Source organism: Agrobacterium sp. SUL3 (assembly GCF_001263295.1).
GTDB classification, from domain to species: Bacteria; Pseudomonadota; Alphaproteobacteria; order Rhizobiales; family Rhizobiaceae; genus Agrobacterium; species Agrobacterium tomkonis.
Map to the genome: position 1 here is coordinate 38038 of NZ_KQ414519.1, position 12342 is coordinate 50379.

General features: G+C 58.5%; 12 protein-coding genes. All 12 read left to right on the top strand.

The annotated features are described in order from the left end of the window. Positions 1-145 precede the first annotated feature (145 nt). The 12 genes from AKG12_RS25425 to AKG12_RS25480 all read left to right on the top strand — a co-directional run bounded on the left by AKG12_RS25425 (position 146) and on the right by AKG12_RS25480 (position 12337). Positions 146-1210, top strand: coding sequence for a helix-turn-helix domain-containing protein (locus AKG12_RS25425; RefSeq protein ID WP_052820950.1), 1065 nt, complete (start codon positions 146-148; stop codon positions 1208-1210). A gap of 373 nt (positions 1211-1583) precedes the next feature. Then, entirely contained in the window at positions 1584-2456 is an 873-nt protein-coding gene (locus AKG12_RS25430; RefSeq protein WP_237681278.1) for a hypothetical protein, read from the top strand. Positions 2457-2466: 10 nt separating this feature from the next. Further along, the gene (locus tag AKG12_RS30430; protein ID WP_141402095.1) at positions 2467-2928 is read left to right on the top strand and encodes a hypothetical protein; all 462 of its coding nucleotides are present in this window, start codon (positions 2467-2469) and stop codon (positions 2926-2928) included. Between the two features lie 135 nt (positions 2929-3063). Next, positions 3064-4203, top strand: a complete 1140-nt coding sequence (locus AKG12_RS25435) for a lytic transglycosylase domain-containing protein (protein WP_052820952.1) — start codon at positions 3064-3066, stop codon at positions 4201-4203. Next, a complete protein-coding gene (locus tag AKG12_RS25440) occupies positions 4200-4559 on the top strand; it encodes a TrbC/VirB2 family protein (RefSeq protein ID WP_052820914.1) in 360 nt (119 codons plus the stop codon). The genes AKG12_RS25435 and AKG12_RS25440 overlap by 4 nt, the downstream gene beginning before the upstream one ends. A 2-nt stretch (positions 4560-4561) precedes the next feature. Next, positions 4562-4888, top strand: coding sequence for a VirB3 family type IV secretion system protein (locus AKG12_RS25445; RefSeq protein ID WP_052820915.1), 327 nt, complete (start codon positions 4562-4564; stop codon positions 4886-4888). 3 nt (positions 4889-4891) lie between these two features. Beyond that, on the top strand, positions 4892-7411 hold the full coding sequence (locus AKG12_RS25450; protein ID WP_052820916.1) for a VirB4 family type IV secretion/conjugal transfer ATPase: 2520 nt from the start codon (positions 4892-4894) through the stop codon (positions 7409-7411). Further along, a complete protein-coding gene (locus AKG12_RS25455; RefSeq protein WP_052820917.1) occupies positions 7389-8561 on the top strand; it encodes a lytic transglycosylase domain-containing protein in 1173 nt (390 codons plus the stop codon). The genes AKG12_RS25450 and AKG12_RS25455 overlap by 23 nt, the downstream gene beginning before the upstream one ends. 25 nt (positions 8562-8586) lie before the next feature. Then, positions 8587-9378: a hypothetical protein gene (locus tag AKG12_RS25460; RefSeq protein WP_052820918.1), complete on the top strand. Its 792-nt coding sequence runs from the start codon at positions 8587-8589 to the stop codon at positions 9376-9378. Positions 9379-9589: 211 nt separating this feature from the next. Continuing rightward, positions 9590-10666, top strand: a complete 1077-nt coding sequence (locus AKG12_RS25470; RefSeq protein WP_285277932.1) for a TrbL/VirB6 family protein — start codon at positions 9590-9592, stop codon at positions 10664-10666. A 106-nt stretch (positions 10667-10772) separates the two neighbouring features. Then, complete coding sequence (locus AKG12_RS25475) at positions 10773-11507, top strand: VirB8 family type IV secretion system protein (RefSeq protein WP_052820921.1); 735 nt, start codon at positions 10773-10775, stop codon at positions 11505-11507. Positions 11508-11524: 17 nt separating this feature from the next. Then, positions 11525-12337, top strand: coding sequence for a TrbG/VirB9 family P-type conjugative transfer protein (locus tag AKG12_RS25480; RefSeq protein ID WP_234905337.1), 813 nt, complete (start codon positions 11525-11527; stop codon positions 12335-12337). Positions 12338-12342 lie beyond the last annotated feature (5 nt).

Below are 12342 nucleotides of genomic sequence, written 5' to 3' on the forward strand. Positions count from 1 at the left end.
GCCCTATGGTCCGGTTTACAAAGGTGCGCCAAACGCCGCAGCGCTCGGGATATGGGAGTGCATTTTTCACCCTGCAAGGGAACTTAGTTTACAAAAATAAGTTGTACACATAGTTATGGAAACCGACTGTTACAAGGAGGCCATTATGATCGGAAACAAGCTTAAGGTTGCCCGATCGGCATCGGGATTCTCGTTGCGCGCTCTTGCGGATGCTATGGACCGGATCGTTTCTGCGCAAGCCATTGGAAAATATGAACGAAACGAGGACATGCCAAGTTCTGGAATTCTGATGGCGTTGGCCAAGGCCCTCGCCGTCTCGGAAGAATACCTTCTCAGGGACGATGAGCTTTCGCTCGAGGGTGTAGATTTCCGAAAAAAATTGGGAACGTCCTCCAAGGAAGTAGCAACGCTGGAGGCCCGTGCCATCCACATGCTGGAGCGCTATCTTGCCGTTGAAGACCTGCTTCACTTGCGGAGCGTAGAGTGGGAGCAGCCACGGAGCGCGCCGCATCCAGTCACCGACGTTCGCGATGCCGAGGATGCAGCCCGATCCGTCCGCGACGATTGGGGTCTCGGCAACGATCCGATTCCACAGCTTGCAGAGTTGCTTGAAGAGCGAGGAATAAAGGTTTTATCACTCGATCTCGACAATGTGGATGGGCTCGCCGCCAAGGTTCGACGTAAGGAGCGCGAAGCTGCGCGAGTGATTGTCGTCAAGCGCAGCACTTGGTCCGAGCGCAAAAGATTCAACCTTGCACATGAATTGGGGCACATGGTCATTGCGCCGTGCGACGGGGTTGACGAGGAAAAAGCCGCACATCGCTTCGCTGGCGCCTTTCTAATGCCGGCCGATGTTTTGCGTGCAGAGGTTGGCGCGCATCGATCGTCGATCAGCATTGGAGAGCTGGTTGCGCTGAAGAAACGTTTCGGTGTGAGCGTCCAGGCGCTTGCATACCGTTGTCAGGATCTCGGCATTATCAGCCAGGCCGCTTGCACACGACTCTTCAAGGTCTTTTCAGAAAGAGGATGGCGCGATGCGCCCTATGAGGAGCCGGAAAGCTTGGCTCCTGAAGTAGAAGAACCAAGGCGCTTCGAGCGCCTGTGCTTCCGCGCCCTAGCTGAGGGGGTAATCGGTGAATCGCGGGCTGCTGAACTGCTCGGTATTTCCGTTCGCGAACTCGACCGGAGGCTGGACCAGGTGGCGGCTTGAACGGTGGCCGTTCTTGTTTCCGATGCGTTAGTTCTGTTCGACCTGAAATGACCCAGTGTTCTGGAAGGAATGTTTCTGCTGCTATTTGAATGTGCTGTCCAGCTTGGGCTTGAGGTCGAGACATTGACGTCCGGCGAACTCCGTCGGGCGAGCCGCGTTGGCCGGTAATATGCGCAGCTGTCGAGGATGTGTCCGAACGGTAGTTTTCCAGCGCCAAGGCTGTCGGCGCAACCACCCGCGAATCTCAGGGGGGACACGACCGGATTGCTTTGGCCGGTTCCACCACCAAACCTGACTTCCCCATCTTGAGCGTTTCGACTATGACTGCTACAAACTTGTATTGAAGTGCAAGTCGCGTCGCTGTGCTCTCACTATGTTCGATGACATTTCTTTCTTGCTGCAAGGCGATGAGCGCCGGCTATGCACTGATATCCGCAAGTCCCACCAGCAAAATAGCAAGACGGGTTTCCCACTGACAAGCCACCGATCTCTACTGACGAAGGAATGGTACCGTGTACCGGTCAGCATTGATTGCCCGCACTGCGGTGCTGAGACGCGGACCGCAGGTATCGTGGCTGGCCCATCCAGTCTGGTGAGCACCGCAGAGTTATCGGCTGAGAGTGATGTCAAGCAAGCCTGGACGCGGTTTGGCGCGTTCGCATTCGTCGAGTCGCTTGGCGGCCGCACCGAAAACATCGAACGCTTGGTTCTCGGTCGTTTTCACAACACGTTCTCTGTCCGGAACGATCAGTTGGTGCAGATCTGCGAGCACTGCGAGGAAGGTCTCGCGCCAAATCTCGTCCGTTCGGGTGTTATGAACGGCTTTGTGCGCCTCGGGCAACGGCGGCTGCTGGTAAACGAACGTTTGCTGCTGTTCTCGTCTGTGGTGGCTCTTACGGAGTTTGCTTGCGGGACCTGGATCGAGGAGTGCGACGTTCCTCTTCCAGACTACGCGATGATGCTCACCTGCGACACGGAAACCCAGGACGGCGAAACCGGTACCGTCGAACTGTGGCACAGCATTGCCCGCAACGACTATGCGATCGTCGTCAAGGGCCATGATGGACGTGAACTGTTTCGCGATGGCCTGAATGATGACCTCAAAGAGGTAACCACGACCATTGGAACGCTTGGGTTGGTCCTGACCAAATTGCATCTGGCGCAGCCTTCGTCGCCCTATTGCGGGCTCGCACGGGATCTCTTTCTCGAAGCCCTCGAACATGCCGGATATCAGCAGGAAACTTAGGAGGTGAGCCGTGCAAATCTTGAAGGCGCTGTTTTGGCCTATGGCCGTCGCAATTCCCTTGGCCGCATGCGGGCGGCTTGAGCAGCCGCCCCGGCCGCTGCCGCCAGCGCCGTATGCCTATCTCAGCCTCACAGCCTGCAGGAACTATCCCAGAAATATCACCGAGTGCCAGCTGGAGTATGGCACGTCGTTCGGGCGCCATCGTCTTGGGCCGGTGCAGCAGGTCTCACGTGGCTTCGCGCCGAATCTTGATGGTTCTCGTTATCAGGTTTCTTCTTGCTGGCCGGTATCCAGGATCCAGCGGGAACTGCCAAATTTTACGTGCCGAATCTATCAAGGACAGTCAGGTGCCGACGCCGGTTTCGTGCTGGTCAAAGGGGGAACCGCTGTTCGTTTGGCTCAAATTCTTGGCGATCGAGACCAGATCGAGTATCGATGGAAGCCGGATCGGTGGTCGCGGCTAAAGGATTGATTTTGTGTAGTATTTCTGAAGGCGATATCGGCCTTTGGGATAAAACTTGTACTCCAGTTATATTTTTCAGTTGATTTCCGGCGCGGATTGCAGTCCATAACTTGTATTGAAGTACAAGTTATGGACTGGTTCGGAATGGATGACAGCCTGCTTTCTTCTGTGATTAGACCGCGATCCAGAGTGTTACGAAGGGCAGTCTGGCCTGCGGTGACGTCTGTGCTCCTGGCTACATGTCTTGCCGCAACGTCCGCCGAGAGCGACCCACTCAAGATCGGCGAGAACCATGACCATACCGATTGGTCGTTCCGGTTCGCGGGTGAAACCTCAAGTGAGCCCGATGCGCTGTCAGCACTCGCCGTCGACGCTGACCCACACCCACCGCCAAGCATCGACCTTACCAGTTTCAATGAGCGTTTTGGGGGACAGGCCAATACCAACGCAATTCCCGCAATTCTTTCATTTGTTGCAGAAGCAGCGATTGAAGCCGACGACAGTAACACAGAGCTACCGGGAGAAGCGGCCGGCAGCATGAGAGCACGGCGCGACCGCGCCGTGCTCTCGCCCATCAGCGTTTTCTCGTCTGACGCAGGCACCGTCCATCGGTCTACCAATCCAGCCGTCGAAGCACGCACGTCTTCCGATCGGACAGTGACGCAAGCCCGTCCCGACCTGCTTTCCGGCGTACCTGAAGACTACGCAGCCCTTGCGTTGACAATCGCAGCCGAGGAGGACGTCGATCCGAACTGGGTTCTGTCGATCATGCGGGCGGAAAACGCAAGGTTCGATCCCGGCCTTGTCAGTTCGGCCGGCGCCATCGGTTTGATGCAGGTCATGCCGAAGATCGGCGAGGCCTTTGGCGTCCATGACCTCACCGACCCCGAACCGAACATTCGCGCGGGCACGCGTTTCCTGCGGGTGCTCATCGACAAGTATAGCAACCCTGTGCTGATCGCCTCCGCATACAATGCTGGAGAACCCCGCGTTGACGCGCATCAATCCCTGCCGCTGATCCGCGAAACCGCGGACTATGTGACACGTGTTGTCGGCTACTACACCGGCAAGTCGGCAAGCTCCCAGCCTCCGACACCTGCTCCGACACCTGACTCTCAATCCAATCAGCACCGCCGATCAGGCCCGGCCGACCGGGCAAGGTCCCCGATGCTTGTTTTCTCAGCTGCAAGCCCGCTCGCTTCGGACAGCCGCTACCCGCAGCCGCTGAAAGCGGCGCAACTCGGCGGTCCGGTCAAAATCGTCAAGGAAGAGGTACTTCAATGAACATAGTGGTCATGGCAATTCTTGTTGGCAGCGTAACCTGCCGCTCCCTGGTCAAACGCAAGTGGGCCGGCCATGCCGCGATGGTGCTGCTTGCCGCCTCGGTGCTGTTCGTCAGTCAATACGAGCCGGCGGCAGCGCAGAGCCTCGATGCCCTGGAGAATGCTGCCGACAGACTGGTACAGTTCTTCACTGGCGCATTCGGTCGCTCCGTCGGCGCGATCGCGTTCATCGGTATGTTCCTGGCAGCGGCCTTTGGCTTCTGGTCCTGGGGCGCGCTTCTGCGGGTCGGTGGAAGCCTCGCCGGCATGTTCGCTGCCGCTGAGCCTGTCGACTTCTTAGCTGGGGCGGGATCGTAATCATGGCGAACTCCGGCAACAAGACGTCAGGCGGTGACGACTATATCGAATCCTATCCCGTCATCCTGGCCCTCACGCGGCCGCCGACGGTGATGGGGATCCCTTACACCTACTTCCTGGCGGAATGCTTCGTCTCGCTGATGGTGTTCATGGTGCTGGGCTCCATCCTCTGGTTTCCCGTCTCCTTCGTCATCCTGCACGGGATTCTTTATGTGCTGACGGTCAAACTCGATCTCTGGTTCTTCGACATCCTCGGCCGTCTCAGCATGTGCGGCATAAATCCCCTCGGCCGCAGACTTGGCGGGGGTATCCGGACCTACGGAGCCTGACCGATGAGCACGATGGCAAGATCGCTGAAGGGAAGTTTGTCGAAGGGTTGGGAGATCTTCGCCGATCGCAGTATCTCGACCCATGTTCCCTTCTACGTTCCGATCGAAAACGGCATTATCCGGCTGAAGAACGATTGCCTGGTCTCGACCCTGCGTCTCACAGGTTTTTCGTTCGAAACGGCCGACATTGAAACGATCAACATGCTGCAGCGGCAGCGAAACTCGGCTTTCCGCGCCATTTCCTCGATTGGCAATTTTGCGCTCTACACCCATGTTGTCAGGCGCAAGGTCGCACCGTCCTTGCCGGCAACCTTTACCGACCCCTTTATCCAGCGTCTGGACGATGTCTATCAGGCGAGCATCTCGCGCAACGAGATGTTCGTCAACGACACCTACATCTCGCTCGTCGTGCGCCCGCTGTTCAAACAAGGATCCGCGCTTTCCCGCATCATGGGCATCGGTGGCGATGTCGTTCGCAAGGAGCAGTTTCGCTCGATGCGAGACAAATTGGTTGAAGCCACCAAGGCGCTCGAGAAGTCGCTTGCCGCTTACGGTCCCAAAGTCCTGCGCGACGTACAGCGCATCCAGGTGGATCTTGGCAACGGCAAGACGATCTACCGCGACTTTTCCGAAAACATGGAGGTCGAGGAGGGGACTCAAAAAATCTGGTTTTCGGAACAATGCGAGTTCTTCTACACGCTGCTGAATGGCGGCCGTGTCCGACCGATCCGGCTCGGCAACCTCCCCATAGACGCGATGCTGCCAGCGCGCCGCACATCGATCGGCAACCGAACCATCCATCTTCAGGGCGATACGCCTGGCGATGACCGCTATGCCGCGGTGGTGTCCTTGAAGGAATATCCGCCCGAGACGGGCGCCGGCATGCTCGATTACATTCTCAAGCTCCCATTCGAGATGGTGCTTGCCCAATCCATGTCTTTCATTGACGACATGGCCGCGAGAAGCAGGATCGAGCGCCTCGACCGGCAGCTGTCGAAGGCAGACGAGGGTGGTTCCAGCGTGCACGCCAATCTCGATCTTGCGCGTGATGAACTGGCGAGGAAACGCGTTGCCTTCGCCGAGCATCATCTCACCGTCATGCCAGTGGCGAGATCGGCGGCCCAACTCGACGATGGTGTCGCCCTGATTGGCAACGAACTTGGTGCGCTGGGTGCCTCCTATGTCCGCGAAGATCTGAACGCGGAACCGGCCTATTGGGCGCAGCTCCCTGGCAATCAGGCCTATATCGCCCGACGTGCCGTAATCTCGACGCTCAATTGCGCGGGCCTGAGCAGCTTTCACGCCTATCCCTACGGCAAGCCGGACGGCAATCATTGGGGTCCAGCGATCACCATTTTCGAAACGACGTCAGGCACGCCGTTCTTCTTCAACTTTCACCAGGGCGATGTCGGGCACACAACGGTGTTCGGACCGACGGGTTCCGGCAAGACCGTGATCATGGCCTTCCTGATCCTTCAGGCCTACCGCGTCAGCCCGCGCCTGAAAACGATCGTCTTCGACAAGGACCGCGGTCTCGACATCATGGTACGGGCGGCCGGCGGAACCTATATGACGCTCGAACCTGGCGAGCCGTCCGGTTGGAACCCATTGCTCCTCGACGATACCGAGGAGAACCGCGTTTTCCTCTATCGTCTCTTAAGCTTCATGTTGAAGCCGGCGAAGGAAGGCGAGAGCCTGACGCCACAGGAAGAGATCATCATCCGCACCGCGATCAAGTCGGTCTTGAAGACAAAGGACCGATCCTATCGCCGCCTGTCGTCACTCCGCGCCCTGCTGGCGGGCAGTGAGCGGACCGAGGGAAGCCTGATCGCGCGGCTCGACAAGTGGGTTGATCACGGACCCTATGCGTGGCTCTTCGACAATGCCGACGACAATCTCGATATCTCCCGGCCGATGATTGGCTTCGACATGACGTCGATCCTCGACGATCCCCCGGTGCGAACCGCAGCACTCCTTTACATGTTCCATCGGCTCGATGAGGTCTATGACGGCAAGGCACCGATCATCAATCTCATGGACGAAGCCTGGAAGCTGCTCGACGACGACGAGTTCAAGCGCACCATGAAGGATTACTTCAAGACCATTCGTAAACGGAATGGCCTCGTTATCTTCGGCACCCAGTCGGCCGACGACGTGGTGCAGTCGAGCGTCAGCCGGACGATCATCGAACAGACATCGACCAACATCTTCTTCGCCAATCCGAAAGCCGACGAAAACTCCTACATGGAGCATTTCGGGCTTTCGAGGGCTGAGTTCGATTGGGTCAAGAATGGCGACCCGGCCTCCCGCTTCATGCTGATCAAGCAGGCGAAGAGCAGCGTGATCGCCCGTGTCGACATGTCCCATATGCCAGAATTCATCAGGGTGCTGTCCGGCCGCGAGGAGACCGTCCGCGAGGTCGAGATGCTGCTCGACGAATATGGCAACGATCCGAAGAACTGGCTGTCGAAATTCTGCGACTGGGAGGGGGATGCGTCAGATGACCAACGCAAGATTTCCTGAACTGGCGACCGTCGGCGCTATCGTGCTCTCCACTTTACTCACATCCGCACCCGTCTTTGCGCAAGTGCCGGTAATCGATAACGCCCGCCGGAAGATCCAGCAGGCGACGGAGAACTGGTACAAGACCTATCAGTCGGACACGCAAGCGTTGAAGGGTGCGTCAGGCGGCACGACAGACAGCGTAGCGCCCGGGCAGGGATCCGGTGCGCCGGCGGATTGCTCGGCCGATGGCATGGCCGGTGAGACCACGCCTGCCAGCCCGTCGAAGCGCACGCATAGCCAGCAGGAAGTTGCCCGTATGGTGACGGACGAGGCGATCCGCCAGGGGGTCGATCCCAATTTCGCGCTGGCGATCGCCGAGCAGGAGTCACGCTTCCGCCAATCGGCGCGCTCGCCGGTTGGCGCGACCGGCGTCATGCAACTCATGCCCGGGACCGCGGCGGGTCTCGGCGTCAACCCTTACGACCTGCGCGACAATATCCGCGGCGGCGTCAAATACATCAAGCAATTGCAGGGCATGTTCGGCAATCGCTATGACCTGATCGCCGCCGGATACAATGCCGGGCCTTACCGTCAGTCCCTCCAGAACGGACGGATACCCAATATTCCCGAGACACAGGATTACGTCAAAAAAGTCTCGGCCTACTACAGCCGGAACAAGGCTGAGAACGGCGACCGGACCCCGTCGGGCGATGATGTCGAGACGGAAACCGTCAGTGATGCGCGCGGATGCGGGGAGCAGCTGAAAAAGGCCGTCGACCGCAATACTCAGGCGCAGGTCGAACGTGGTTCAGTCTGGAACGAGCTCCTGGGAAAATCGCTTGCGGCAAACCAGCAATATTTGCAGCGTCTGCAGGCTGGGCTCCAGTCTTCTTCTGCGGCCTTGCGCGGCTCGGGAGGCGGCAACGCCAAGGACCACGATGGTTCGCTCGTCATGGCTGAAGTCCAGTGCCCCTCGACCATCATTGATACCGGCAGCACCCGATGCTTTGCGGTGCCAACAACCGCCACCACAGATCAGATTCAGCGTTGGCTCGAGGACCTTCAGGAGCAGGCACGCGCCAGTGGCGATGTCGCGACCTTTTCGGTGTTGGAGGACCCGGCGCTCGGGCTCGTGACAGTTGTCGACGCCAGGCCAACTGCAAATTGAACAGGAAGAGAGAGAGGACAGGCAGATGAAGAAAATCGTTGTTGCCGCAGCGCTCAGTATCACCAGTATGTCGCACGCCTTTGCGCAGGTCCCGGTCAAAGACGCGGCCAATATCGCGATAAGCCAGGAGATCGAAAAGCTCTCGAAGCAGATCCAGGGCGACACGTCGATCGTCAAGGACAATACGATCAAGACGCTTCAGGCGATCACTGGCGACCGGTCACAGGATGCAAGCCAGTTTGCCAGGCTCGCCACCGGCAATGGGTTCAGTATGGGCCAGGCGCCTGATTTCAACAGCATCCTGTCGGGAAACGAAGCGTTGTTCGGCGGCATCAGCGGTGAATTCCAGAACACCGCCGCCAAGCTGATCAATGGGCTCAATCTGGTGAAAATGGTTGTCGATACCGTCAAGGGAGGCGAGCTTTCTGGCGCCAATCAGGCCTATTCGCAAGGCATCAACGCGCTGACGACGCTGACTGCCCTGACCGACGCAATGAACAGCGCCACCAAGGACCGGCAGAACGCCTTCATGCAGGCGACGGAGCAGATCGGCACGGCACAGGATCTGAAGGGCGCGCTCGAACAGAACACGCAGATGGTGCTGCAGGGCAACCAGACCGCCAACGAGGCCGTCGGCTCGCTCAACAACCAGGTGATGCTGCTGAACCAGCAGTATAAGGCGGCCCTTGCAACCTCATCCCAGAACCTCAAGACGTTCGCAACGCTTCCCGACAGCGTGATGCGCGATGGCGGTGGTGGCGCGGGCGAGGCTTCGATTCGCGAGCAGCTGCAGGCATTCGAGGAGCAGAACCAGTGAGGTTTCTCCCGGCGCCGGTCCTCGCCCTTATCATCTTATCCGGATGCGCGGGCAAGTTCGAACAGCTGGCGAAATGCTCGGCTGATGAGAACCCCATACCGTCTCTCGCCTACGAGGCAGGGCAGAAGCCGACGGCACCGGAGCAAGCGCTCGCGGACATCGTCAACAACGATTGCGGTCCGATGCGACCCGTCAACTCCTTTCAGGGGGGATGATGGATCCGGTCAGCTATGCGGTCAATTTTTATGGCGACGCACTCTCATACTTCGACAAGATCAACGAGGCATCCCTAGAGAAAGCCTGGGGATTGTTCGCCGAGAACGGTAATCTCGTCTCGTCTATACTGGCGCTATTTCTCATTCTCTACTTTCTTTGGGGCGCGCTCGGCCTGTCGAGCGTATCTCTTCAGGATATGGCGATCACGGCCTCGAAACTCGCGCTTGCCTATGCGCTGGTCATGTCCTGGGCGACCTTCTACGACAATATCGGCCAGTTCGTGCTGACGTCACCGCAGGATCTTGGGGCTGCCATTTCTTCGGCGATGGGAGGGCAATCCGCCGGCTCCGAACTTGCCAGCCAAGTCGCCAGCATGTCGCGCAAGGTCTACGACTTCGCCATGCAGCTCTTCAATTCCTATGAATCCGGATGGCTGCCGAACGTCACCGGTGCAGTGGTGGTCTTCATCGTACTGGTCTTTGGCCTGCTGCCGATGCTGCTCATTCTGACCGGCGTGACGCTGTTCGCCAAGATGATCACCGCAGTCATGCTGGCTATCGGCCCGATCGCCATCCTTTCCTATTTCTTCGGTATCACGCGTTTCGTCTTCGATGCGTGGGTGAGAGGTATCGCCTACGGCATGTTCATGCTGCTTTTCACCTATGTCATGGCCGGGCTGTCGTTCGGCTTTCTGATCGGCATGATGGACACGATCAGTGGCGACATGGCGACCAAGGAAAATGCGCTCGCGATCGTGCTGGCGATGGTGCTCTACCTGGCGCTGATCTCCTATTTCATTTTTCAGGTTCCTGATTTCGCGAGAACATTTGCCTACGGCACGATGACGTCAGGTACTCCCGGCGGAGGCGGAGCCAGCACGATATATGGCGCGGCTCGCGCGAGACTCGGTTCCAGCACTTCCAGAAGCGGGCAGGCCGCCGCATTGGCCCTTGGCATGATGGCAGGGCCAAAAGGCGCGTTGACCGCGGCGGCACTTGCCGGCCGCGGCACGATGGCGGGTGCCGGAGCGCTCGGCCGCATGCTGACCATGCGCCGGCGCAGCGGTGAATGAGGCGAGAAATGCGCGGGTCGAATCCAGCTTTTCCATATGGAAGCCGGGTCTGACCGACGACGTAGCTCGCAAACCTTAACGACGATCATGATTTTGGGGATTGAACTTGGCATTGTTCAGAAAGCAATTGCGTACCACACCGACGGACCAGGTCGCCGGTCCGCAGGACATATACGATCAGCACCTTTCCTGGGGTGAGAAAAACCGATCACTTCGTACCTTGATCGGTGTCATCCTGCTGGGGTTTGCCGTGGCCGGCTGGGCCGTCGCAGGTGTGCTGTCGTTTTCGGTGGCGCAGCTCTTTCCGCTTGTTCGCACCGAGGTCGTTCCGCTGATCGTCGATCGGAACACGGGTTACATGGAGACGGTAACCACGCTCGATAAAGACCGTGCGACGGTTTCGGAAAACCAGGCCGTGCGCGCAGCATTCGCCGGCAATTACGTCATTCGCCGCGAGACCTACGATCCCCGCTATCTATCGGATAATTTCGACATGATTGCGCTGTGGTCAGAACCGGGCTCACAGGCCTTCAAGGATTACGAGGCCTGGATGAACCCCTCCAATCCGAGGGGACCGGTTAAGATCCTCGGCGCAACCGGAGAAATCCGCCCGGAAATCCTCTCGGTCAATCCGCTTAATCCATCGACCATGGCTGTTCGCTTCGAAACAAGGGAACGTCGCCGTGGTGGCGATGTCATCACGCGCTGGTCGGCGACGATACGCTACCGCCAGATCAACCTTTCCGCCAGTAACCGGGTCCGTCTCTATAATCCTCTTGGCTTTGTCGTGACCGAGTATGCAAGAGTTCCTGAGACCATGCCGTCAGGGATCGCGCCATGATGCGGCGGACGGTTGCAATGTCCTTGTTCATGCTGCTGAGTCCACTGGTTGCGCATGCTGAACTGGTTGCCAGGCCGGGTCGCCTCGACCCGAGAATCCGCTCACTTCCCTATTCGGCCGAGCAGGTCTTCCTCGTGACGGGCACCTACGGGCTGGTGACGACGATCCTCTTCGGCGCGGATGAGGACATAACGCAGGTTGTCGCGGGTGACACCGTCTCCTGGCAGATCCTCACCTCGGCCGACCGGCGCTCGCTCACCCTGAAACCGATGGAGAAGGATGCGGCCACCAACCTGTCGGTGGTCACGACGAAGCGGACCTACTCCTTTGACCTGCGTGTCAACGACAGCAAGGCAATGCAGAACCAGACTTTCAAGCTGCGGTTCACCTATCCGGAGGACGCGGGCCTGAAAGGCACGGCGGAGCTCTGGAAACAGGCTGAGGCAGCCCAGCGCAATCCGAACATCAAGAACATCCGCCGCGACAAGGTCAATTACGACTACGGGTTCAAGGGCAGTGACGGCGCCAAACCGCTCTGGGTCTTCGATGATGGATTGAAGACCTTCATGAAATTCACCGGCGACGTCCCGGCAATCTTCATCGTCGATGGCAGGCGCCGCGAGAGCCTGGTGAATTATCGCCGCGAGGCCGACTACATCGTTATCGACAAGGTCTCGCGGCAATGGACGCTGCGCTTTGGGACCGAAGCCGAGACCTGCCTTTTCAATCTGAGGACTACGCCTGCCGATATACCGGTGCCGATCGAGGGCGCGGTATCGCCGAAGCGAATTAGCGGCGGGACATCCAACCAACAATCGCAATCAAGATAGGAGGC